The sequence below is a fragment of the Azotobacter tropicalis genome, assembly GCF_059739045.1.
Window position 1 is genome coordinate 3276535 of sequence record NZ_AP046059.1, and the last position, 23625, is coordinate 3300159.

At 68.8% G+C, this 23625-nt stretch carries 18 protein-coding genes, 4 pseudogenes and 1 riboswitch; of the genes and pseudogenes, 10 read left to right on the top strand and 12 right to left on the bottom strand.

The genetic code is table 11. The annotated features are described in order from the left end of the window. Positions 1–29: 29 nt before the first annotated feature. Positions 30–1522, top strand: a pseudogene (locus Atro_RS15470) (aldehyde dehydrogenase). Between the two features lie 57 nt (positions 1523–1579). Beyond that, the gene (locus Atro_RS15475) at positions 1580–2716 is read left to right on the top strand and encodes an MFS transporter (RefSeq protein WP_497927696.1); all 1137 of its coding nucleotides are present in this window, start codon (positions 1580–1582) and stop codon (positions 2714–2716) included. A gap of 14 nt (positions 2717–2730) precedes the next feature. Here Atro_RS15475 and Atro_RS15480 read toward each other — a convergent pair. The 3 genes and pseudogenes from Atro_RS15480 to lrp all read right to left on the bottom strand — a co-directional run bounded on the left by Atro_RS15480 (position 2731) and on the right by lrp (position 6130). Then, positions 2731–4283, bottom strand: a pseudogene (locus Atro_RS15480) (phospholipase D family protein). Positions 4284–4311: 28 nt separating this feature from the next. Beyond that, positions 4312–5631, bottom strand: a complete 1320-nt coding sequence (locus tag Atro_RS15485; RefSeq protein WP_497923634.1) for an NAD(P)/FAD-dependent oxidoreductase — start codon at positions 5629–5631, stop codon at positions 4312–4314. Between the two features lie 10 nt (positions 5632–5641). Next, positions 5642–6130, bottom strand: a complete 489-nt coding sequence (lrp, locus tag Atro_RS15490) for a leucine-responsive transcriptional regulator Lrp (protein ID WP_497923636.1) — start codon at positions 6128–6130, stop codon at positions 5642–5644. Positions 6131–6262: 132 nt separating this feature from the next. On the opposite strand from lrp, the gene dadA reads away from it, so the two are divergent. The 5 genes from dadA (at position 6263) to Atro_RS15515 (ending at position 10202) form a co-directional block, all read left to right on the top strand. Further along, complete coding sequence (gene dadA / locus Atro_RS15495) at positions 6263–7561, top strand: D-amino acid dehydrogenase (protein ID WP_497923638.1); 1299 nt, start codon at positions 6263–6265, stop codon at positions 7559–7561. After that, positions 7536–7889 carry a RidA family protein gene (locus Atro_RS15500; protein ID WP_497923640.1) on the top strand — a complete coding sequence of 118 codons (354 nt, stop codon included), beginning with the start codon at positions 7536–7538 and terminating at the stop codon, positions 7887–7889. The genes dadA and Atro_RS15500 overlap by 26 nt, the downstream gene beginning before the upstream one ends. A 28-nt stretch (positions 7890–7917) precedes the next feature. Then, a complete protein-coding gene (gene alr, locus Atro_RS15505; RefSeq protein ID WP_497923641.1) occupies positions 7918–9003 on the top strand; it encodes an alanine racemase in 1086 nt (361 codons plus the stop codon). 87 nt (positions 9004–9090) lie between these two features. Next, on the top strand, positions 9091–9639 hold the full coding sequence (locus tag Atro_RS15510; RefSeq protein ID WP_497923643.1) for a helix-turn-helix domain-containing protein: 549 nt from the start codon (positions 9091–9093) through the stop codon (positions 9637–9639). A 143-nt stretch (positions 9640–9782) separates the two neighbouring features. Continuing rightward, positions 9783–10202 carry a c-type cytochrome gene (locus Atro_RS15515; RefSeq protein WP_497923648.1) on the top strand — a complete coding sequence of 140 codons (420 nt, stop codon included), beginning with the start codon at positions 9783–9785 and terminating at the stop codon, positions 10200–10202. Between the two features lie 52 nt (positions 10203–10254). Here Atro_RS15515 and Atro_RS15520 read toward each other — a convergent pair whose 3' ends face one another. From Atro_RS15520 to Atro_RS15550, 7 genes and pseudogenes are all read right to left on the bottom strand, one after another. Continuing rightward, the gene (locus Atro_RS15520; RefSeq protein WP_497923652.1) at positions 10255–10827 is read right to left on the bottom strand and encodes a xanthine phosphoribosyltransferase; all 573 of its coding nucleotides are present in this window, start codon (positions 10825–10827) and stop codon (positions 10255–10257) included. A 173-nt stretch (positions 10828–11000) separates the two neighbouring features. Further along, positions 11001–14570 (bottom strand): DUF5801 repeats-in-toxin domain-containing protein, encoded by a 3570-nt coding sequence (locus Atro_RS15525; protein WP_497923654.1) that lies wholly within the window; start codon positions 14568–14570, stop codon positions 11001–11003. Between the two features lie 103 nt (positions 14571–14673). Next, positions 14674–14753, bottom strand: a riboswitch (cyclic di-GMP riboswitch). 482 nt (positions 14754–15235) lie between these two features. Next, the gene (locus Atro_RS15530) at positions 15236–16237 is read right to left on the bottom strand and encodes a catalase family peroxidase (RefSeq protein ID WP_497923655.1); all 1002 of its coding nucleotides are present in this window, start codon (positions 16235–16237) and stop codon (positions 15236–15238) included. Between the two features lie 92 nt (positions 16238–16329). Next, positions 16330–16833 (bottom strand): annotated as a pseudogene (locus tag Atro_RS15535) (formate dehydrogenase accessory protein FdhE); the annotation flags it as partial. Between the two features lie 92 nt (positions 16834–16925). Next, positions 16926–17107, bottom strand: a pseudogene (locus Atro_RS15540) (L-seryl-tRNA(Sec) selenium transferase); the annotation flags it as partial. Between the two features lie 180 nt (positions 17108–17287). Continuing rightward, positions 17288–18352, bottom strand: a complete 1065-nt coding sequence (locus Atro_RS15545) for an SDR family oxidoreductase (protein ID WP_497923657.1) — start codon at positions 18350–18352, stop codon at positions 17288–17290. 269 nt (positions 18353–18621) lie between these two features. After that, positions 18622–18846, bottom strand: a complete 225-nt coding sequence (locus tag Atro_RS15550) for a hypothetical protein (RefSeq protein WP_497923659.1) — start codon at positions 18844–18846, stop codon at positions 18622–18624. Positions 18847–19545: 699 nt separating this feature from the next. Here Atro_RS15550 and Atro_RS15555 point away from each other — a divergent pair. From Atro_RS15555 to Atro_RS15565, 3 genes are all read left to right on the top strand, one after another. After that, entirely contained in the window at positions 19546–19728 is a 183-nt protein-coding gene (locus tag Atro_RS15555) for a hypothetical protein (protein ID WP_497923661.1), read from the top strand. A 138-nt stretch (positions 19729–19866) separates the two neighbouring features. Next, entirely contained in the window at positions 19867–20148 is a 282-nt protein-coding gene (locus Atro_RS15560; RefSeq protein ID WP_497923663.1) for a hypothetical protein, read from the top strand. A 199-nt stretch (positions 20149–20347) separates the two neighbouring features. After that, the gene (locus Atro_RS15565) at positions 20348–20632 is read left to right on the top strand and encodes a hypothetical protein (protein WP_497923665.1); all 285 of its coding nucleotides are present in this window, start codon (positions 20348–20350) and stop codon (positions 20630–20632) included. 64 nt (positions 20633–20696) lie between these two features. On the opposite strand, the gene Atro_RS15570 is transcribed toward Atro_RS15565, so the two are convergent. Next, positions 20697–21371, bottom strand: coding sequence for a thermonuclease family protein (locus tag Atro_RS15570; RefSeq protein ID WP_497923667.1), 675 nt, complete (start codon positions 21369–21371; stop codon positions 20697–20699). Positions 21372–21535: 164 nt separating this feature from the next. Further along, the gene (gene rep / locus Atro_RS15575) at positions 21536–23545 is read right to left on the bottom strand and encodes a DNA helicase Rep (RefSeq protein ID WP_497923668.1); all 2010 of its coding nucleotides are present in this window, start codon (positions 23543–23545) and stop codon (positions 21536–21538) included. Between the last annotated feature and the right edge of the window lie 80 nt (positions 23546–23625).

A 23625-nucleotide genomic window follows, 5' to 3' on the forward strand; every position in this document is an offset into this window, starting at 1 on the left:
GATCGCTCCAGTGACCCGAGGATGCCTTCATGACCACCCCGACGCGCACCGACTGGGAAGAACGTGCCCGCAGCTTGACTATCGAGGGCCGCGCCTTCGTCGATGGCCAGTACCTGACAGCCGCCGACGGCGCGACCTTCGACTGCCTGAGCCCGATCGACGGGCGCCGGCTGGCGCAGGTGGCCAGCTGTGCGGCGGCCGATGCCGAGCTGGCGGTGGCGGCGGCGCGGCGCAGCTTCGAGGACGGCCGCTGGTCGCGCCTGGCGCCGGCCAAGCGCAAGGCGGTGATGATCCGCCTGGCCGAGCTGCTGGAAATCCACCGCGAGGAGCTGGCTCTGCTGGAAACCCTGGACATGGGCAAGCCGATCAGGGACGCGCTGCGGATCGACGTGCCGGCCGCGGCCCGCGCGCTGCGCTGGAGCGGCGAGGCGATCGACAAGCTCTACGGCGAGGTGGCCGCGACCCCCGGCGACGAACTGGGCCTGGTCACCCGCGAGCCGGTCGGCGTGGTGGCGGCCATCGTGCCGTGGAACTTCCCGCTGCTGATGGCCTGCTGGAAGCTCGGGCCGGCGCTGGCCAGCGGCAACTCGGTGGTCCTCAAGCCCTCGGAGAAGTCGCCCTTGACCGCCATCCGCCTCGCCCAACTGGCGCTCGAGGCGGGCATCCCGCCCGGCGTGCTCAACGTGCTGCCGGCTACGGCCATACGGTGGGCACGGCGCTGGCGCTGCACATGGACGTCGACTGCCTGGTGTTCACCGGCTCGACCCGGGTTGCCAAGCAGCTGATGATCTATGCCGGCGAGTCGAACATGAAGCGCGTCTGGCTGGAGGCCGGCGGCAAGAGCCCGAACATCGTCTTCGCCGACGCGCCGGACCTCGGGGCCGCCGCCGAGGCTGCGGCGGGCGCCATCGCCTTCAACCAGGGCGAGGTGTGCACCGCCGGCTCGCGCCTGTTGGTCGAGCGCTCGATCAAGGATGAATTCCTGCCGCTGCTGCTGGAGGCGCTGAAGACCTGGCGGCCCGGCCATCCGCTGGACCCGGCGACCAACGTCGGCGCCCTGGTGGACCGCCAGCAGCTGGACACCGTGCTCGGCTACATCGAGGCCGGGCTGGGCGAAGGCGCCAGCCTGCTGGCCGGCGGCCGACGTATCCTAGAGGAAACCGGCGGCACCTATGTCGAGCCGACGGTGTTCGACGGGGTGAGCAACGCCATGAAGATCGCCCGCGAGGAAATCTTCGGTCCGGTGCTCTCGGTGATCGCCTTCGACACCGCCGAGGAGGCGGTGCAGATCGCCAACGACACCAGCTACGGCCTGGCCGCGGCGCTCTGGACCCGCGACCTGTCCAAGGCCCACCGCACCGCCCGGGCGCTGCGCGCCGGCAGCGTGTGGATCAACCAGTACGACGGCGGCGACATGACCGCGCCGTTCGGTGGCTTCAAGCAGTCCGGCAACGGCCGCGACAAGTCGCTGCACGCTTTCGACAAGTACACCGAGTTGAAGGCCACCTGGATCAAGCTGTGATGGTCCCGTCCTGACATGACCCGCCCGGAACCCTCGCCGGATCCGCTGGCGGCCGCCATGCCCTGGGCCAGCTATTTCGCCGTCTGCGCCGCGGTGATCAGCGTCGGGCTGGCCCTCGGCCTGAGCCTGCCGCTGGTCTCCCTGCGCCTGGCGGGCTGGGGCCACGGCTCCTTCGCCATCGGGGTGATGGCGGCGATGCCGGGCATCGGCGTGCTGCTCGGCGCCTCCCTGGCCGGTCGCCTGGCGACGGTCTTCGGCGCGGCGCGGCTGATGCGTCTGAGCCTGCTGGTCGGGGCGCTGTCGATGGCGCTGCTGGCCCTGCTGCCGAACTATCCGCTGTGGCTGGTGCTGCGCCTGTGGCTCGGCGTGAGCCTGACCCTGGTGTTCGTCCTTGGCGAGAGCTGGATCAACCAGCTGGCCGTGGAGGCCTGGCGCGGCCGGCTGGTGGCGCTCTACGGCACCGGCTATGCGCTGAGCCAGTTGTCCGGCCCGCTGTTGCTGACCCGGCTGGGGACCGCCGGGAATGCCGGCTTCTGGACGGCGGTGCTGCTCATGCTCGGTGGCGCGCTGCTTCTGCTCGGCGCGTGCGGTGCGCCGCGGATGGAGGCCCGGCCCGGCGCTGGGCGCGGGCTGTTCGGTTTCTGCCGGCACCTGCCGACGGTGGCCTGGGCGGTGGTGCTGTTCGCTTCCTTCGAGGTGATGATCCTCATCCTGCTGCCGGTCTACGGCCTGCGCCAGGGACTGGACCAGACGACCGCGCTGCGCCTGGCCAGCGCGGTGGTGATCGGCGATGCGCTGCTGCAGCTGCCGCTCGGCTGGCTCGCCGACCGGGTGCCGCGCCAGGCGCTGTTCCGCGCCTGCGGCCTGGTCCTGCTGCTGGTCAGCCTGGCGATTCCGGCGCTGTTGCAGAGCGCCTTCATCTGGCCGCTGCTGGTCCTGTTCGGCGCCAGCGCGGGCGGCCTGTTCACCCTGGCCCTGATCCTCGTCGGCGAGCGTTTTCGCGACGCGCAGCTGGTCCGCGCCAACGCCCATGTGGCCCAGCTGTGGGGCGTCGGCTGCCTGCTCGGGCCGCTGGCCACCGGCGCCGCCAGCCAGTGGCTGAGCGGCCATGCGCTGCCGCTGTTCATGGCTGCCGGCGCGGCCGGTTTCCTGCTGCTGACCGGCTGCCGTCCGGCGGCCGGCGATGCCTCCTAGCCGGGCGCGGTTGTTCAGAGCAGGTTCTCCAGGCCGATCAGCTCCGCCAGCCAGGCATTGACATGCCGCCAGAGGCTGCCGGGCTCCTGGTCCAGCGCGTGGCGTCGGCCGTTGTCCTCGGCGATCCAGACCAGCCGTCGCCGGCCGTCGCGCTCGACCAGACGCACCTCGTAGCTGATCGTCGGCCGCATCCCCTCCAGGCCAGTTCGCTCATCCGTTCGGCCAGCGCCGGGCTGTCCACCAGCACGCCGACCTCGGTATTCCACAGCAGCGAGCGGGGATCGAAATTGAGCGAGCCGATGAACACCTTGCGCCGGTCGAGAATGGCCGCCTTGCTGTGCAGGGCCGAGGCCGAGGTGCCGCTCCAGCTGTAGCGCGAGCCGCTGCCGTCGCCCTGCCGGCGCAGCTCGAACAGCCGTACGCCATGGCCGAGCAGCGGCTTGCGATAGGGCGCATAGCCGCCGTGGACGATGGGCACGTCGGTGGCCTCCAGCGAGTTGGTCAGCAGGCTGACGCGTACGCCGCCGTCGGCCAGGCCGGTCAGATAGACGAGACCGTTGGCGGTGGGCACCAGGTAGGCGGAGATCAGGATCAACTCGCGGGAGACCTGCTGCAGCTCGGGGGCCAGCTGCGCGCTGAGCAGCAGATGCGGATCGGGCGGATCCTCGCTGAGCACCTTGGCCGGAGCGTCCCAGAGCGCCTGGCTGTGGGCCCAGGTCAGCTGTTCCAGCCAGCGCCGCAGGCGCGGCTCGCGGCGGTAGAGGGTCAGGCTGCCATGCCGTTCCGGCTGCTCGATGGCGGCGCGGCTCAGCGACCGCTGCAGGCGGCTGCGCAGCCTCGCCAGCGCCCGGGGCGAAGGCGGTCGATAGAGGAACTGCTGGATGGGCACGCTCAGGGCGCTGTTCCAGTACTGGTCGAAGCTGTGCGCCAGATGGCCGGCGACCGGCCCGGCGCCGAGCAGGTCGATGTCGGCGAAGTTCAGTTCCGGCTCGGCATCGAAGTACTCGTCGCCGAGGTTGCGGCCGCCGACGATGGCCACGCTGCTGTCGGCCACCCAGAGCTTGTTGTGCATGCGCCGGTGCTGCCGGGCCAGGTACAGCACGCGGCCGAGGGTGCGGGTGAGGCCGTGGCCGCGGCCGAGATGCAGCGGATTGAACAGGCGGATCTGGATGTTCGGATGGGCGGTCAGTACGGCGATCTGGTGGTCGCGGCCGTCGCTGGTGGTGTCGTCGAGCAGGAGGCGAATGCGCACGCCGCGGTCGGCGGCCTGCAGCAGCTCCGCAGTGAGTAGCCGGGTGCTGAGGCCGTCGTGAGCGATGTAGTACTGCAGGTCGAGGCTGCGCTGGGCATGGCGGGTCAGTTCGGCGCGGGCCGCGAAGGCTTCGTTGCCGTCGGTCAGCAGACGGAAACCCGATTGCCCGGCCGGATGGCGCCCGGCTGCGGTCTGCACACTGGCGCCGAGCCGCGTGCCCTGGGCCGGCAGGGCCTCGCTGGACTCCCGCGGTGCCAGGCCGGTGCAGCCGGCCAGGCAGAGCAGGGCCAGCAGGACGAGGAGGTGCACATCGATCCTCCGGAAAAACGCCGATCGCTGCGTTTCAGCATAGCTCCCTGAGCCGGTACCAGAACATGCCCAGGGCCAGCAGCGGCGCGCGCAGGCGCGGGCCGCCGGGGAAGGTGCGATGCGGTACCCGGGCGAACAGGTCGAAACCGCCGCCCTGCTGCCCGGCGATGGCCTCGGCGAGCAGCCGGCCGGCGAGGTGGGTGGCGTTCAGCCCGTGGCCGGAATAGGCCTGGGCGTAATAGACGTTGGGCTGCTCCTTCAGCCGGCCGATCTGTGGCAGGCGGTTGGCGCCGATGCCGATCATCCCGCCCCAGGCGTAGTCGATCCGCACCCCGGCCAGTTGCGGGAACACCCTGAGCATCTTCGCCCGCATGTAGCCGGCGATGTCCCGCGGGTCGCGCCCGGAATAGTGGCAGGCGCCGCCGAACAGCAGGCGGCGGTCGGCGGACAGGCGGAAGTAGTCGAGTACCACGCGCTGGTCGCAGACCGCCAGGTTCTGCGGCAGCAGCTCGGCGGCCAGGGCAGGGGAGAGTGGTTCGGTGGCGATCAGGTAGCTGCCGGCCGGCAGTACCTTGCCGGCCAGTGCCGGTTCCAGGTCGCCGATGTGCGCGTTGCCGGCGAGCACCAGGCTGGCGGCGCGGACCCGGCCGCGGGCGGTGTGCACGCAGATTTCGCGGCCGTGGTCGATCCGCGTCGCCGGCGAATGTTCGAACAGGCGCACGCCGAGCGCCTGCGCCGCGGCGGCCTCGCCGAGCAGCAGCCGGAGCGGATGCAGGTGTCCCGAGCCGCAGTCCAGCAGGCCGCCGCAGTAGCGCCGCGAGCCGATCACCTCGTGCATCCGCTCGGCCTCCAGCAGACGCAGCTCGTGGCGGTAGCCGAGCGCCTGCAGCTCCGCGCATTCGGCCTGTAGGTGCTCGACATGCCGCGCCCGGGTGGCCAGGTCGCAGTAGCCCCAGGTCAGGTCGCAGTCGATGGCGTGGCGTTCGATGCGCCGGCGGACGATCTCCACCGCCTCCAGGCCCATCAGCTTCAGGGCGCGCACGCCGTCCGCGCCGAGCAGCGGGCGGAAGCGTTCCAGGTCGTGACCGAGGCCGCGGATTAGCTGCCCGCCGTTGCGCCCGCTGGCCCCCCAGCCGAGCACCCGGGCCTCCAGCAGGACCACCGAGAGGCCGCGCTCGGCCAGTTCCAGGGCGGCGTTGATCCCGCTGAAACCGCCGCCGACCACGCACACGTCGGCGCGCCGCTCGCCTTCCAGCACCGGAAACGCCGGCAGCGGGCCGGCGGTGGCGGCGTAGTAGGAGGGGGCGTGGCCGTCGTCGGCTGGCGCGGGCGCACTCACGGGCGATGCGTTCATCGGCGACTCCTCATTCCGGTACCGGCAGTTCCAGGGTTTCCTTGACCTCTTCCATGACGATGTAGCTCTTCGACTCGCGCACATGCGGCAGCCTGAGCAGGATGTCGCCGAGCAGCTTGCGGTAGGAGGCCATCTCCGAGATGCGCGCCTTGAGCAGGTAGTCGAAGTCGCCGGAGACCAGATGGCATTCCAGCACCTGGGGCAGCTTCAGCACCGCCCGGCGGAACTCCTCGAAGATGTCGCCGGACTTGTAGGCCAGGCTGATCTCGACGAACACCAGCAGGCTGGCCTCCAGGTACTGCGGGTTGAGCCGCGCCGCATAGCCGAGGATGAAGCCCTCGCGCTCCAGGCGGCGGACCCGCTCGGTGCAGGGCGTGGTGGACAGGCCGACCCGCTCGCCCAGCTCGGTGAGGGAGATGCGTCCCTCCTGCTGCAGGAGGCGCAGGATATGGCGGTCGATGCGGTCCAGTTCGCGGCGGCTCTGGTGCTGGGTTCTCACGAGGATTCTCCGGGCGCAGGCGCCTGTCTCTGGAAAAAGACCTGAATACCGGCCTTCAAACGGTGAAAGCCACTGGCTTGGGCTTTTTATACTGGAGACATTCAAGGTTTGCAGCTTCCAAGGGGAACCGTCATGCGCGTACTGGTACTGGGCAGCGGAGTGATCGGCACCACCACGGCCTACTATCTGGCCCGGGCCGGCTTCGAGGTGACGGTGGTCGACCGCGCCGAGGGGCCGGCCAGGGAGACCAGCTTCGCCAACGCCGGCCAGGTGTCGCCCGGCTACGCCTCGCCCTGGGCGGCGCCCGGCGTGCCGCTCAAGGCCCTCAAGTGGCTGCTCGAGCGCCACGCGCCGCTGGCCATCAAGCCGACCGCCGACTGGCGCCAGTACCTCTGGCTGGCGCAGTTGCTGCGCAACTGCACCGCCGCTCGCTACGCGCTGAACAAGGAGCGCATGGTGCGCCTGTCCGAGTACAGCCGCGACTGCCTCGACGAGCTGCGCGCCGAGACCGGCCTCGACTACGAGGGGCGCCAACTGGGCACTACCCAGCTGTTCCGCACCCAGCGGCAGCTGGACGCCGCGGCCCAGGACATCGCCGTGCTGGAGCGTTCCGGGGTGCCCTACGAGCTGCTCGACCGTGCCGGCATCGCCCGCGTCGAGCCGGCCCTGGCCGGCGTCGCCGAAAGGCTGGCCGGCGCGCTGCGCCTGCCCAACGACCAGACCGGCGACTGCCAGCTGTTTACCAGCCGCCTGGCGGAGCTGGCCGTCGCCCTGGGCGTGGAGTTCCGCTTCGGCCGGCACATCGAGGGCCTGGAGGGCGACGGCGAGCGCATCGCCGGCGTGCGCATCGACGGCCGCCTGGAAAGCGCCGACCACTACGTGCTGGCCCTCGGCAGCCATTCGCCGCAGCTGCTCGCGCCGCTGGGCATCCGCGCGCCGATCTACCCGCTCAAGGGCTATTCGCTGACTATTCCCATCGTCGATCCGGCCTTGGCGCCGACCTCGACCATCCTCGACGAGACCTACAAGGTCGCCATCACCCGCTTCGACGCGCGCATCCGCGTCGGCGGCATGGCCGAGCTGGCCGGCTTCGACCTGTCGCTCGACCCGCGCCGGCGCGAAACCCTGGAGCTGGTGGTGGGCGACCTCTATCCCCGCGGCGGCGACCTGGCCCGCGCCGAGTTCTGGACCGGCCTGCGCCCGGCCACCCCGGACGGCACGCCGATCGTGGGCGCGACCCGCTACCGCAACCTGTTCCTCAACACCGGGCACGGTACACTGGGCTGGACCATGGCCTGCGGCTCCGGCCGCCTGCTGGCCGATCTGCTGGCGCGCAAGCGCCCGCAGATCAGCGCCGCGGGCCTCGACATTTCCCGCTACGGCAACTCCCAGGAGAACTCCACCCATGTCCATCCGGCGCCTGCGAACTGAAGCGCGCTACAGCGAAATCGTCGTCCACAACGGCACTGTCTACCTGGCCGGGCAACTGGCGGACGACTACGACGGCGGTATCGAGGAGCAGACCCGGCAGACCCTGGCCAACGTCGACCGGCTGCTCGCCGAGGCCGGCAGCGACAAGTCGCGGCTGCTCTCGGTGACCATCTACCTGAAGGACATGGCCGCCGACTACGCCGGCCTCAACGCGGTGTGGGACGCCTGGCTGCCGGCCGACTGCGCGCCGGCGCGCGCCTGCGTCGAAGCCCGGCTGTACAGCGACGACGCCCGGGTGGAGATGACGGTCGTCGCCGCGCTGCCCTGAACCTTTCTTGCCGAGACGAACGCCTGCCATGCGCCCCGCCCGTGCCCTGATCGACCTCGCCGCCTTGCGGCACAACTATCGCCTGGCCCGCGAACTGGGCGGCGCCCGTGCCCTGGCGGTGGTCAAGGCCGATGCCTACGGGCACGGCGCGGTGCGCTGCGCCCAGGCCTTGGCGGCGGAGGCCGACGGCTTCGCGGTGGCCTGCCTCGAGGAAGCGCTGGAGCTGCGCGAGGCCGGCATTCGTGCGCCGATCCTCTTGCTGGAAGGTTTCTTCGAGGCCGCCGAGCTGGAGCCGATCCAGCGCCACGACCTGTGGTGCGTGGTGCATTCGCCCTGGCAGCTGGAAGCCATCGAACGCACCTCCCTGTCGAAGCCGTTGACCTGCTGGCTGAAGCTCGACTCGGGGATGCACCGGGTCGGCTTCGCGCCGGCCGACTACCAGGCGGCCCATGCGCGCCTCGCGGCCAGCGGCAAGGCGGCGAGGATCGTCGCCATGAGCCATTTCGCCCGTGCCGACGAGCTGGACAGCCCGCGGGTCGCCGAGCAGCTGGCGCAGTTTGCGACGGCCACGGAAGGCTTCGGCGGGGAGTTCAGCCTGCGCAACTCTCCGGCGCTGCTCGGCTGGCCGCAGCTGTTCCGCCGCGGCCAGGAGGGCGAATGGCTGCGGCCGGGGATCATGCTCTACGGCGCCACGCCCTTCGAGCACTACCAGGCGCAGGCGGCGCGGCTGCAGCCGGTGATGACCCTGGAGTCGAAGATCATCAGCGTGCGCGAGCTGCCGGCCGGCGAGCCGGTGGGTTACGGCGCGCGCTTCGTCAGCCCGCGGCCGACCCGCGTCGGGGTGGTCGCCATGGGCTATGCCGACGGCTACCCGCGGCACGCGCCGGACGGCACGCCGCTCGCCGTCGACGGCCGGCCGGCGCGGCTGATCGGCCGGGTGTCGATGGATATGCTCACCGTGGACCTCACCGATCTGCCCCAGGCCGGCCTCGGCAGCCGGGTCGAGCTGTGGGGCCCCCAGGTGCCGGCCGCCGAGGTGGCGGCGGCGGCCGGCACCATCGCCTACCAGCTGTTCTGCAACGTGCGGCGGGTCGCCCGCCTCTGGCACGACTGAACGGAATTTGCGGCGGGGCGTTGTAAATACTGAACGCCGTTGCCATCATTAACTTCACTTGTTCAGGCCCCCGAGAGGAGTCCCGTCTTGGACGTCGGCATTCGACTGCAATCCATACGCAAGCTCAAAGGCCTCTCCCAGCGTGAACTCGCCAAGCGTGCGGGCGTCACCAACAGCACCATCTCGATGATCGAGAAGAACAGCGTCAGCCCCTCGATCAGCTCCCTGAAGAAGGTCCTCGGCGGCATTCCCATGTCGCTGATGGAGTTCTTCTCCCTCGACTTGGAAGCGGAAACCTGCGCCCCGGTGGTCTACCGCGCGGCCGAGCAGATCGAGCTGTCCCGCGGCCCGCTGAGCATGCGCCTGGTCGGCAAGGAGCATCCCGACCGGGCGCTGGCCTTCCTCTCGGTGACCTATCCGCCGGGAGCCGACAGCGGCGAGACGCTGCTGGTCCGCGACGGCGAGGAGGCCGGTATCCTCGTCGAGGGGCGCCTGGAACTGCAGGTGGGCGAGCAGTGCTACCTCCTCGAGAGCGGCGACGGCTACTACCTGGTCGCCGGCCAGCCGCACCGCTTTCGCAACCCCTTCGAGGCCGCGGCCAGGCTGATCAGTGCCGCCAGTCCGGCGCATTTCTGAGCGCCGGAACGCGCTTCGGCGCAGCGTACCCTCCTTTATATCGGCTTGTTTCAGCCCTGCACGCCTTGGGGTTATACTCCCGCCCGCTCGCGAAAACCCGTGGCCGCGGGCGCACGTAACCAGCCACGATGAGGGGGGTAAGGGTGAATCTGATCAAGATGTTGGCGGCACCGGTCGCCGTGTTGTCCCTGTGGGCGGCGAGTGTCCAGGCCGCGACCGATGCGGAAATCGCCGAGCGTCTCAAGCCGGTCGGCGAAGTCTGCATAGCCGGTCAGGAATGCAAGGGCGTCGGCGCCGTTGCCGCTACCGCCGGCGGTGCGGCGCGCAGTGGCGACGAAATCGTCACCAAGCACTGCAACGCCTGCCATGGCACCGGTCTGCTGAACGCGCCGAAGATCGGCGACGGCGCCGCCTGGAAAGCCCGCGCGGATGCCAAGGGCGGCCTCGACGGCCTGCTCAAGTCGGCAGTCGCCGGTCTCAACGCCATGCCGCCGAAAGGCACCTGTGCCGACTGCTCGGACGACGAGCTGAAGGCCGCCATCGGCAAGATGTCCGGTCTCTGATCGCCACCTGGCCGAAGACGAAGCCGCCTGCGGGCGGCTTCGTCGTTTCTGCTCACTCCACGAAGCTGACCTGGCCGCTTGCCAGCGAGGCGATGCGCGCCAGCGACTCGACCCGGTAGCCCTGTTCCTCCAGCGCCCCGCGCCCGCTCTGGAAGGACTTCTCGATGACGATGCCGATCCCGACCAGGTGCGCCCCGGCCTGGCGGACGATGGATGCCAGCCCCAGTGCGGCCTGGCCGTTGGCCAGGAAGTCGTCGACGATCAGCACCCGCTCGCCGGCCGCCAGGTGGCTGGCGGACACGGCCACCGTGCTCTCCACCTGCTTGGTGAAGGAATAGACCCGGGCGGTCAGCAGGTTGTCGGTCAGGGTCAGCGAGCGGTGCTTGCGGGCGAAGACCAGCGGCACGCCCAGCTCCAGCGCGGTCATCAGCGCCGGGGCGATGCCCGAGGCTTCGAGGGTGAGCACCTTGTCGATGCCCTGGTCGCCAAAGCGCCGGGCGAACTCCCGGCCGATCGCCTGCATCAGCGGCGGATCGACCTGATGGTTGAGGAAGGCATCCACCTTCAGGACCTGCTCGGAGAGCACGCTGCCGTGCTCGCGGATCTTTTGCTTCAACTGCTCCATGACACTGCCTCGAATGAGCCGCGGGCCGCCGCACGGTCCGCCGGGAAAACCGACCGAGGCACACTACAGGGCAGCGCGGGCGGGCGAAAGAGCGGACAAAAAGAGGCCGGCGGTGGAACGAGCCACCGCCGGCCAGCGTCGTTGCCGGGCGGCGGGCGCCCGGGGTCTTGGGGTCAGACCAGCGGAGCCGGCTCCAGGGTCACGCCGACCAGGCCGACCGCGGTATCGGCATCGCCGTCCACCACGTTCACGTCGAAGGCGAGTTCGACGGGATCGCCCGCATCTCCACCGATATCGAAGCCGCCGATGGCCAGCGCATGCTGGTTGTTGGCGTCGACGTTCTGGATCAACAGGCGACTGAAGCCGCTCGCCGTGCTGACGAAGACCTGGTCGCGGGTCGTCGACTCGGGTGCATCGATGTTGAAGACGATCACATAGGGATTGTCGTTCAACGCATTGCCGTCCGTGCCGCTGTCCCAGAGCACCTTGCCGTCGCCGGACCGCCATGCGTTGCCGTCCTGGATCGCAGCGCTTCGCTCGTAGAGGGTCTTGAGCCCCGTCGTTCCGTCGAGCACCGAGACCGAGGTGATGGTGTCCTGCGTGCCGGCCGTCAGGTCCGAAGCCACCGAGGTGCCGTCCGTGCCGTCGATATTACGGGCCGCGTCGATGGCGCTGATCTGCACATCCACCAGCGAGTTCGCCTTGGTCTGCATGACGGTGAAGCCGACATCGTTCGCCAGATAGTGACTGGAGATGGGGATGTCGTTGAGATTGGAGGAACCGCTGGTGGTGTTGAGGCCATTGACGAAGTCGAGGCGGATCAGCTCGCTCGGATCGATCCACTGGTTGCCGGTGGCGATGTCGTCCGCGTCGTTGTTGACCGTGCTGCTGCCCGGCGTGCCGGCGGTGACCAACAGATCCCGGCTGGCATCCTCGGTGCCGGCCACGCCGAGCCAGTAGCGCAGACCGGCGCCGCCCGAGCCGAAGTTATCGAACGAAATCGATCCGTTGTCGACCTTGGCCTCCATGTCCACCGTGTATTGGCCCGTGGCGCCATCCAGGGTGACGGTGAACACCGTCGAGCCGTTCGCCGAGGCGGTCAGGACGTTGGTGCCGAAGCCGCTGAGCGTGATCGCCACGCCACCGGAGGTGAGGGCGTTGCCGTCGGTATCCTCCAGGGCGCTGCCATCGGTACCGACGAACACCACGCCGCCATAGGCGGTTTCCGGGCCGTCTTCGCCGTAGTTGTCGGCGAAGTCGGCCGGCAGCAGGTCCTCGTCCAGCGCGAAGGTGCCGGACGCACCGGCTGCGTTGGAAACCGTACCGTGCTCCGGATCGATGGACTGCGGTCCGTCGTCCTCGAAGGTGACCCGGTCGCCGATGGCCAGCCAGTCGCTGGCGACGTCGGCGTCGCCGTCGGTGACGGTGACCACCGCCAGCAGGGCGGCGTTGGCGATCTTGATGGTGTCGTCGGGATCGCTGTCGTCGGCATGCCAGAGCGAGGCGTACTGGGCGAGGCTGAGCACGCCGCTGTCGGCGTCGATGGCCACGGCGAAGGCCGCCGCACCGGCGCTGCTGCCGATGCGGCCGACCACCAGGTCGCCTTCCTTGTAGAGCAGGATGCTCTGGCCGTCGGTGGTGTCGAGGCCGGAGTCGACGCCGGCGGCGGAGACGTCCAGCGAGTAGGCGGTGGTGGCGCCTTCCTCGTCCTGGCCGTAGCTGCTGCCGGTGGGGTCGATCACCGAGGCGCTGCCCTGAGCATAGGCGGCGGTCATGTCGGTGCTGACGCTGGCGACGCCGGCGAACAGCGCGGCGACGCCCAGGGCGCTGGTGTCGTCGGCATCGGCGTCGAGACCGGCGGTTTCGTCATGGGTGACCGCGCCGCTGCCGAGGGCGGCGCTGGCGGTCGGCCCGTCGTCCTCGAAGGCGACCCGGTCGCCGATGGCCAGCCAGTCGCTGGCGACGTCGTCGTCGCCGTCGGTGACGGTGACCACCGCCAGCAGGGCGCCATTGGCGATGGACATCGCATCGTCGGGGTCGCTGTCGTCGGCATGCCAGAGCGAGGCGTACTGGGCGAGGCTGAGCACGCCGCTGTCGGCGTCGATGGCCACGGCGAAGGCCGCCGCACCGGCGCTGCTGCCGATGCGGCCGACCACCAGGTCGCCTTCCTTGTAGAGCAGGATGCTCTGGCCGTCGGTGGTGTCGAGGCCGGAGTCGACGCCGGCGGCGGAGACGTCCAGCGAGTAGGCGGTGGTGGCGCCTTCCTCGTCTTGGCCGTAGCTGCTGCCGGTGGGGTCGATCACCGAGGCGCTGCCCTGGGCATAGGCGGCGGTCATGTCGGTGCTGACGCTGGCGACGCCGGCGAACAGCGCGGCGACGCCCAGGGCGCTGGTGTCGTCGGCATCGGCGTCGAGACCGGCGGTTTCGTCGTGGGTGACCGCGCCGCTGCCGAGGGCGGCATCGGCGCTGGGGCCGTCGTCCTCGAAGTTCAGGTGGCTGCCGATTTCGACCGAGTCGGCCTTCTGGTTGCCGAGACCGATGTTGCCGAGGTCGAAGGATTTGTTGCCGCCGCTGGTGCTGACGTTCACCACGCTGAAGCGGTCGAGCTTGCCGGTGTCGTCGCCGTCGACGTCGGCCACGAAGAACTTGACCTGATAGCCCTCGAGCAAGCCGGTGATCTTCACCCCGCCGCTTTCGCGGGAGAAACCGACGTTCGCGTCGCTGCCGGTGGCCGTAGTGCCGTCCCAGCTGCGCACCAGCGTGTTGCCGTTCCACACCTCGACGGCGACGATGGTCTGCACCACACCGCTGATGGCTTCATCCTGGAAGGCTTTGGCCGAGTCGCTGGAGTCGTAGGCGGTGACCCTGGCGGCCACCCGGTTGGTCTGGCTGCCGCCGACCTGCACCAGGGTGAAGCTGCCTTCGGTGCCCTCTTCCCGTGCAGTGAAGTTGATGTTGTCGGTGTTCTTGGCGGTCGTCGAGGTCGGCGCCGTCTGGCCACTGACGAAGTCGAAGACCAGGCCTTCGCCGGCCTCGATCGACTGGTTGTTGCTGCCGAGGCTGGTGGCGCGGGTGTTGACGGTGTCGACGCCGAGGCGCAGGCCGGTCACCAGGATCTGTTCGCTGCCGCCGCCGCTGTCGCTCACCGCGGTCCAGAGGTTCTGCCCGGCCGGTGCCGACGAGAAGTCGTCGAACTGAAGAGTCTCGGCCGCATCGACGAACACCAGGCCGGTGAGGTCGACGGCCTCGTCGAAGGACGTGTCATTGGGATGCTCGATCGCCTCGTACTGGACGATGGTGACTCGCGCGCCGCCGGGATCGCCGACGGTCGGTTCGATCTTCTCCAGGACCAAGGCGAAGGCGACCCGTGCGTCCGGCTCACCATAGTTGGCATAGCCGAAGAGGGTGGTGGCGTTGATCCGGACCAGGGTAATAGGGTCGCTGCCGGCGGTGGTGGTCAGGCCGCTCGCCAGCGCGCTGACGCCGCCGGCCAGGCTGAACGAGATGTCCGGGTCCACGCCGTCCTGGAAGGTCAGCACCCGGTTCTGCGCCGCCTCGATGGCGTCGCCGGCGGCGGGAGCGCCCAGGGTGTCCAGGGTGCCGAGCAGCGTGGCGATGGAGCTCAGCAGTATGTCGTCGTCGTCATTGTCCTCGGTGGCCGTGGCGACGCCGCTGGTCTGCAGCCCGTCGCTTTCGTCGATGGTGACATCTGTGATGAGGATTTCGTCGAAAATGGTGCCCATGGTCAGGCTCCTGCTCGATGGAGGTTTTGGGAACTTCGTCCACTGAAGTGGCAGTTCCAGTCCTATCGATACGGATCGACCGACGTGCTCGTCGCATGCTGGGAGAGGCGGCCTGGCTGTCTTGCCTGAGCAAGACCCTGGGCTTTCCGGCCCCGCATCGCTGCGGGTGTGGCTTTGGCTTCAACGTCGTGCGACAGCTTCCGCGAAAACTCCGCAACGCCTCGAAGTGATTTCAAGCGTGCGGCAGGGGGCTGCCACCCCCTACCGCGTCAGAGCCAGCCTGGCGCCTCCGCTGCGGAGGCGGCCATTGGCTGGCACTCTGCTCCTGATTTTAGACAAAGATGGCAGGATGGAAGCAAAAAATTCCATTCTGCTATCTACCTGGGGAATAACAGGTATTTGTCGGTAACTTTCGAGCATCGTGCGATCTTCCAGCGGAAATTTTCATTTTGTTCGGCCTGCCGGGAAGGACACTCCTGTGTCGCGGAATAATGGCGTTCAGATATTGATTTGCCTTGTCGGTCTACCACGCCAGCTGGTGGCCGCCTCCGTCATCGGGTGGCTTGGGCTGCCCTCCTGACAGGCGGCGTCCAGCTTACGGCGCAGGCTCTTGAGCTGGCTGTCGTCGGTGCGCTCGCTGCGCCGGGGATGGGTCTACCCGCAGCTCATTGTCCGCTTTGCCGCTTGGCGAAGGACACCGCATAGGCGGGGGAGCGAAAGCGCAGGATCGGATCGTCGGTCGGGGCGATGCCTTCGGCCATCACCAGCGGGTCGAAGTTGATCTTTTCGCAGGCAGCGCCCTTCTGCGGCATCGCCGCGGTCAGGGTCAGGGTGCCGACCTTCACCTGCTCGCGCTGCTCCGGCCAGGCGACCGTCGGATCGTTCTCCGGGTCGCCGGGCTGGCCGATGCTCACCAGCATGTCCCAGCGCACCGGGCCCTGGGCGGTGCGCTGGATCAGCCGCTCCTCGAGGAAGTTGGCCGGCAAGCTCTTCAGCTCCTCGTCGGAGAGGCTTTTTTCCCCGTCCTCGGGCACGAAGCGCCAGCGCACCAGGGTGGTCTTGCCGGTGGCGTCGACGAACTTGAACGTGTGGATGCCGAAGTAGCTGCTGTTGGCGAAGCTCGGCGGCGGGTTGTGCGTGGCGAGAAATTGCGCCTGCGCCCGGCTGTCCGGGTGGCTGGCCCGGAAGGCCTCGAGCCTGGCCGGGTCGGGTTTGCCGGTGGCCGGGTCGGGTTTCTGGGCGACGATCTGGTCGAGGAAGGTCTTGGGGTGCGCCGCGCCGAAGACCGGTGTGTTGATCATCGTCATGTGCTGCAGGGCGCCGCCGGGCAGGCGGAACTCCAGGGCCATGCCGCGCACGCTCTTGGCCGTATCGGCGATCCTGGGGTTGCCGCCCGGCAGCGAGAGGCGCGCGACGACCGGCACGGGCTGCCCGGAAAACAGCGCCGAGCGCGACCAGCTGGCCGCGGCGGGCTGGCCGACGAACTCGCCGAGCGCGCAGGTGCCCTTGATGTGGTTGCGCCGCTCGCCCGGCGTCACCCCGAAGGTGTCCTCGAGAGCGGCCACCACCTGCGCCGGGGTCACCTCGTCCTGTGCCGCCATCCCCAAGGGGGCGACCAGTCCCAGCCCGACGGCCAGCAGCCAGCCCGGCAGATCGTTCTTGTGCATCTTCGTTTCCTCGTTGTCCCTGACTGAGAAGCGCCGTGGCGGATAGGCCCGGGCCGGCCGCGCGAAAGCCACTGGAGGCGTGGCGGCGCGGGCTATTCGCCGGCGATCAGCAGGGGATTGTAGCCGCTGCGCTGGTAGTCCCCCTGCTCGGCGAGGGCCACGTCCAGCGCCAGGCTGGCCAGATCGTCGGCCAGCGGCTCGGCGCGGGCGTCGAGCTCGCGCGGCACCAGCTTGAGGTAGTGCCCACAATCGCCGCAGGCTTCCGCCTGAGTCGGCAGGAACGGTTTGCCCCGTTCGTCCTCCAGGCCCAGGTAGAGGAGCTTGCCGCCGCGCCCGCAGACGCTGCACTTGACCCGCTCCAGGTGCCATTCCGTGGCGCAGAGGCTGCAATGCAGGTAGCGCACGCCGCTGCGCTGCGGCTCGATATGGACCACGCTGGCCAGCGGTGCCGAGCCGCAGCAGGGGCAGAGCGCCTGGGCCTCCGGGCCAGGGCGTTCCGGCGGGCGCGGCAGCGCTCGGGCCAGACGCACCCAGGCCAGCTGCAGGGCCGCCGCCACCAGCGGCATCAGCCCGCGGGTGGCCTCTGCGCCCGGGCGGCAGGTCCCAGAGGGTCAGGTCGACCAGGGTGCCGCTGCCCAGGTCCTCCAGCAGCGGCAAGTCGTGCGCGTGGGCGATGTTCACCAGTTCGGCGGTCGCCACGCCTGCCGCTGGCCAGGTCGAATTCGAGGTTGAGCGGATGGCGGGCAGAGCGGATGATCGCCTCGATGGCCTCTCCGGCAGCAGCGCCCGGCCCAGGTTGGTGTGCAGCACCGTGCCGTTCAGGTTGAACATGCGCCGCACCCGGCTGCCATGGCGGTTGGCCAGGCGGTCGACGGAGGGCAGGCGCGGAGTGGTCATGGCCGGCACCGGCGGCTGCGTCGTTGTCCGCCAGGCCGCCGGCCCGCGCCGATGATCCATGTCTTCGACTTTCCCATGGAGCAGCCCACCCCTTCGTCGTCGATCCTGCTACGGATCGACCGTGATCGACCGTCCGGCGGGGCGCGGAGTTCATCAGGGAATGATCCGCTGGGCCCTGAGCTGGGTGAACAGTTCGAGGAAGGAGGCGCGGCTGTCCTTGTAGCCGAGGAAGCCCAGCTCGCGGCTCTTGTTCATGTCGTTCACGCATTCGAACTCGCGGCCGAGATCGGCGTCGGTGTGCCACCAGGAGGCCAGCTTGTTCACGTCGGCCTCGACCAGGGTGTACTTGGTCGCCATCTCGTCCCAGACCGGCGGGGCGGTGTCCTTCAGGCGCGCCTCGAGCGGCATCGGCCGGTCGGGGTAGGGCGCCGCCTCCAGGCCAAAGAACGCGGCGATCTCGCCCCACATCCTGCGCCAGCGGAACAGGTCGCCGTTGACCGTGTTGAACGCTTGGTTGCGTGCCGCCGTCGAGAGCGCCGCCCATTCCAGCTGGCGTCCGAGCAGACCGGCGTCGGTGACGTCGGTGAGGCCGTCCCACTGCGCCCGCGAGCCGGGAAAGACGAAGGGCTGGCCGGTTTCCCTGCACAGCGAGGCGTACACGGCCAGGGTCACGCCCATGTTCATCGCATTGCTGCCCTTGGCCGGGCCGATCATGGTGTGGGAGCGGTGCACGCTCCAGGTGAAGCCGTGCTGTTCGGCGGCGGCGAAGAGGAGGTCCTCCAGGGCGTAGTAGAAGTTCTCGCCGGCCTGGCGCGGCTCGCTCTCGCGGAACGGCGTCTCGGCCTTGCCGCTGCCGTAGTGCTCGAAGGCGCCGAGGTAGTGCTTGGTGCCGGTCACCAGGGCCATGTGCTGCAGCGGGGCTCCTGCCAGCGCCGTGCACAGGTTGCGCATCATCGCGCCGTTGGCCTCGACGTTCTCTTTCTCGGTAGCGCGGCGCGTCCAGGTGCAGAAGAACGCATGGGTGATCGGCAGGCCGCGCAGGGCGTTCTCTGTGGCGGTGGCATCGAGCAGGTCGGCCGGCAGCGGGATCACCCCCTCCACCGCGGCCGGCTGGCGCGCCAGGCCGTAGACGGTCCAGCCGCTGGCGACCAGGACCTTGGCCAGGTTGTATCCGGAGATGCCGGTGACGCCGACGATCAGGGCGGTACCATTTTGCATGACTGATTTCCTCGACAGGTGCGCAGCGCGATGACCCGAGGCACGGCCTGCGACGGCAGGGCAGGCCGGCTTCCTGTCTTGAATGGAGTGCAAAGGCGGGAAAGAGTTTTGGCGGCGGGACTGCCGGAGCGGATCCGGCAGGAGGCGACTCCTGCCAGCCTGCTGGGCCGCCCGCGGCAGTTCGGGCGTCTACCGCGGCGAGCCGTGGGTGGCTGTGCCGCTGGCGGGACGGCGGGAATGGAAGGCGCCGAGAACGGGGAGGGGGTTGCTTACGACACCTCCCAGTGAACGGGGCAGACGTGGGACGCTTCGAGTCGTTCTGCTTCGACCCGCGCCTGGGCTTCCGAGTCCCATACGGCTTCCGAGTAGCGTACGACGCTGCTTTCGGCGTCGTGGAAAACGAGGTCGAAGGTCGGGCCGCCATACTGGGCGGAAATATCCCGAACCTGGAAGCGGCGGGTGAACGATTGGGACATGGCACTGGCTTTCATCATTTTTATTCTATTCGTCGATCTTCGTGAGCATGGCGGGCCGGGAGGTCGCTGAAACGTTCGGCCCGCGTTTCTTCTGTCCGTCGGTGGCAAGGCCCTACCCGCACGCGATGGTGCTGCAGGCTTGCGCGTGTCCAGGAGGGTTACTTGACCGGGTAGGAGGCGGCGAGTGAGGACGTCCCTGTTTCGGTGATGCCTGGTTCATTCCATGACCTGTTCCGCTGAACTGCATGCTGGCGAAGCGCCCGGCGGCCATCCCGGCCTGCCTGCGTCGATCCGCCACAGCGCGGAGGCGACTGTAGTGCGGTGGCCGCTTCGAATAAAGCCGCAAGGTTCGCAAGCCGTTGTAGGCAATGGCTTACAGGGTGGAGGGGTTAAGCCTGGGCGGGGGCGGTGCCTGGCTGAAGCGCCGAGGTTTTACGCCAGTAGGAGCGGGCCGGCTGGCGGCGGGCGAAGACGCGACGAGCGCTCCTGTGGTTGGCATACCGTTCGTCTCGACTTCCGCTGCCGTTCGGGACCCTGGCGGCGCGCTTGCATGATGGGCAGAAGGCTGCCGAGGCTCTGTGCGCCACCAGGGATCCGGAGCTTTTTCATCCTGGCACCCTGACCATCGTGCGCTGCGGGACGCTGTGAGCGAAGCGGTCATCCCCGACCACCATGGCCGCCTCATCGCTGCAGGCGGCGGCGTCTGCGGAGCCCAGTATGACCTCTGTACCGAACGACACCGCCGAGGCCAAGGCCCGGCAACTCGACCAGCGCGGGCATGAGAATTACCGGCTGGCCCGCGACCTGGAGCAGCGTGGGCTGGGCCTCGTCGCCGCCTATCTGCGCCGCTATGCCGACCTGCAATTGAAGCAGGCCCGGGAGTTGCGGCGTAAGGCCTGAACCTCGCTGGCGGGAAACCGGCCCCGTGCGTCGCCCTGCAATCCCCCATGGGGAGGATGGCCAATTTCTTGCGTGAATATCGTGGGTTCCGCTGGGAGCTCAAGGAGGATTCGGGAAGTCCCGAAAGGAGGCGTGCAATTGAAGCCGGTTGTGGTTTTTTTCGAGGCCCTGGTCGAGTGGGCCGACGACCCCCGGAGCTGGATGCGATTCTTGCGGCTGGTGGGCCTCATCGTGAGCGTCGTCGGCGTCCCGTACGCCTGCTCGAGCCTCTATCGCGACAATGCGCAGCGCCACATGGATGTGGCACTGGACATCGCCCTGGAAGACTGCGCGCTCAGTCGCATGGTGGTGGCCGATGCACAGACGCTGCCCCAATACAAGGCTTGCGTGAGATCTTTGGTGCGTCAGTACGGCCAATGAAAAGGGACTGATGCCCGCCGGCAACGGCGGCTGAGCCGGCAGCGGACGAGACTTGCCGAGCCGGGAAGGGCCTGGTCGAGGGTGTGCGGCTGGCTGGAGCAAAAAGCCGTTCGGGGCTGTTGTCTTGCGCCAAATCATATTGACAAGCGCGCTTGCTTGTTAGGTTGGCCCTCTCAAGCATGCCAGGGAGGGCAAAGCGATGATGCTCACTTTCATTCTTTATATCTTGCTCGTGTGGGGCGGCCTGTTCGCGGCCGGTTTGTGCATGGGCTGCTGGGCCGGGCGATCCGCTCGCGCGCGTCTGCCGGCGGGCAGCAAGGCGGTGGCCGATGACGCAGGACTCTTCCACGGGTGGGACAGCCTCTCGGCCGACGAGCGCAGGCGACGCCTGGGCCTGTACCGGCAGCGCGTGCTGTTGCAGAGCGCCGAGCAGGACCGGGCCTGGCTGCGGGCGCAGCGCAAGGAGTACGTGAAGGGCTGGTGAGACGACGCGCCCCGCGTGGCGCGGGGCTGCCCGTCGGCGGCGCCTTCGCCGTCAGGCCGGCGATCTACTTGCACAGCGACTCGCACGGCACGCCGTCGAGATCGCCATCGAGGCTGCGCGGCCCGCAATTCTCCACATAGAATTTGGCTTCGTCGCAGCTGCTCATCTGTTTGCAGAAGCGTTTTCCGCCGCACCGCAAGCCGTTGGCGGCCGGGGCTTCGGAGAGCGAGGCCGGACTGGTTTCGCTCGGTGCCGGGTGCTCGTTCCAGCCGAGGGCGCGCCACTCCCAGGGGGGAACGCGCTCTGCCTCGGGAAGGCTCCACAAGCCGCGCTTGTCCGCCTTGGCCTGGCTTTCCAGCAACGCGAGGCTCCGGTCATCGCTGTGCTGGCGATAGACCCAGGCGCCGCCCTGGCTGACCATCTCGGCATTGATATCGCGCGTGCCGACCTGGGCCCGTGCCACCGCGCGACCGCGGCGGTCGGTGTCCTGCACGTCGAGGGTCACCTGCTTTTCCAGCACCAGCTCGTTCAGCATCTGCCGGGACTTGTCGCCATAGGGCTGCTTGGCTTCGGGGCTGTCGATCTCCGCCAGCTTGACGCGGATGGGTTTCCCGGCGTCGGTCAGGCAGGTGAAGGCGTCGCCGTCGGCCACCTCGATCACGCGGCAGGAAAGACTGGCGGCAGAAACAGGAGGAGCGGCGAGGGCGAGCAGCAAGGCTGCGGACAGCGTGGCGCGCATGGTGCCTCCTGGCGAGGGGGATGATAGCTACGACTGTCCGGAGCCGGTGCAGTTCAGGGACTGGACCGGGCGCTCGCCCGCTGCACGGGTGGCGCGAACACGCCCCGACTCTTGTCGACCCAGGACAGCGGCTCGGTCGGCGGGGTTGGCGCTGACCGGCGGTCTCAGCGCTTGAGCATCGCCCGGATATCGGCCAGCGCATTCTTGCCGCGCGCCGCTTTGGCCTCCACCGGCGCATCCTCCTGGCCTTCCCAGGTCAGGTCGTCCTGCGGCAGTTCGGCGAGGAAGCGGCTGGGCGCGCAGTCGATGATCTCGCCGTACTGCTTGCGCTTGGCGGCGAAGGTCAGCACCAGGTTCTGCCGGGCGCGGGTGATGCCGACGTAGGCCAGGCGGCGCTCCTCCTCGATGGTATCGGCCTCGATGCTGGAGCGGTGGGGGAGGATCTCCTCCTCCACGCCGATGATGAACACGTGGGGGAACTCCAGGCCCTTGGAGGCGTGCAGAGTGAGCATCTGCACGCCCTCGGCGCCTTCCTCCTCCTCCTGCTGGCGTTCCAGCATGTCGCGCAGCACCAGCTTGCCGATGGCCTCCTCGATGGTCATCTCGCCGTCCTCGTCCTTCTCCAGCGTGTTCTTCAGCGCCTCGACGAGGAACCAGACGTTGCCCATGCGCGCCTCGGCGACCTTGTCGCTGGAGGCGTTCTGGCGGAGCCAGTTTTCGTAGTCGATGTCCATCACCATGCTGCGCAGGGCGGCGATCGGATCGTTCTGCGCGCACTGCCGGCGCACGCCGTCCATCCAACGGGTGAAGCGCGCCAGGCGCTCGCAGTAGCGGCTGTCCAGATGCTGGGCGAGGCCCAGCTCGCCGGCGGCCTCGTAGAGCGAGAGGTTGCGCTCGCCGGCGTAGTGGCTGAGCTTCTCCAGGGTCGCCGAGCCGATTTCCCGGCGCGGCACGTTGATCACCCGCAGGAAGGCGTTGTCGTCGTCCGGGTTGACCAGCAGGCGGAAGTAGCTCATCAGGTCCTTCACCTCCTGGCGGGCGAAGAAGCTGGTGCCGCCGGAGAGGCGGTAGGGGATCTGGTGGTGCTGCAGCTTGAGCTCCATCAGCCGCGACTGGTAGTTGCCGCGGTAGAGGATGGCGAAGTCGCTGTAGGGCCGGCCGGTCTTCAGGTGCAGGGTGAGGATCTCCATGGCCACCCGCTCGGCCTCGGTTTCCTCGTTGCGGCAGCGGATCACGCGGATCTCGTCGCCGTGGCCCATCTCGCTCCACAGCTGCTTGTCGAACACGTGGGGGTTGTTGGCGATCAGCACGTTGGCGCACTTCAGGATGCGGCTGGTCGAGCGGTAGTTCTGCTCGAGCATCACCACCTTCAGCGAGGGGTAGTCCTCCTTGAGCTGCATGAGGTTTTCCGGGCGCGCGCCGCGCCAGGCGTAGATCGACTGGTCGTCGTCGCCGACCACGGTGAACTGGTGGCGCATGCCGACCAGCAGCTTCACCAGCAGGTACTGGCTGGCGTTGGTGTCCTGGTATTCGTCGACCAGCAGGTAGCGGATGCGGTTCTGCCACTTCTCGAGGACGTCCGGGTGCTCCTGGAACAGCTTCACCGGCAGCAGGATCAGGTCGTCGAAGTCGACCGCGTTGTAGGCCTTGAGGGTGCGCTGGTAGTGCAGGTAGACGACGGCGGCGGTCTGCTCCCTGGGCGTGCGCGCCTTGTCGAGCGCCTCCTGGGGGAGGATCAGGTCGTTCTTCCAGGCGCCGATATGGTTCTTGATCTCGTCGACGCCGTCGTCGCCGGCGTACTCCTTCTGCATGATGTCGGTCAGCAGGGCCTTGATGTCGCCCTCGTCGAAGATCGAGAAGCCGGGCTTGTAGCCGAGCCGCGCGTGCTCCTTGCGGATGATGTTGAGGCCGAGGTTGTGGAAGGTGGAGACGGTCAGCCCCTTGCCCTCGGCGCCGCGCAGCAGGGTGCCGACGCGCTCCTTCATCTCGCGGGCGGCCTTGTTGGTGAAGGTCATGGCGACGATGTGCCGGGCCTGGATGCCGCACTGCTGAATCAGGTAGGCGATCTTGCGGGTGATCACGCTGGTCTTGCCGGAGCCGGCGCCGGCGAGCACCAGGAGCGGGCCGCCGACGTAGGTCACGGCTTCCTGTTGGCGCGGGTTGAGTCGGGACATGGCGGGCCTCGCGGGACGGGACGGCCGGGCATTCTAGCAGCCCCGGCCGGCACCTTTTCAGCGGGCTCCGCTCCGCCGAT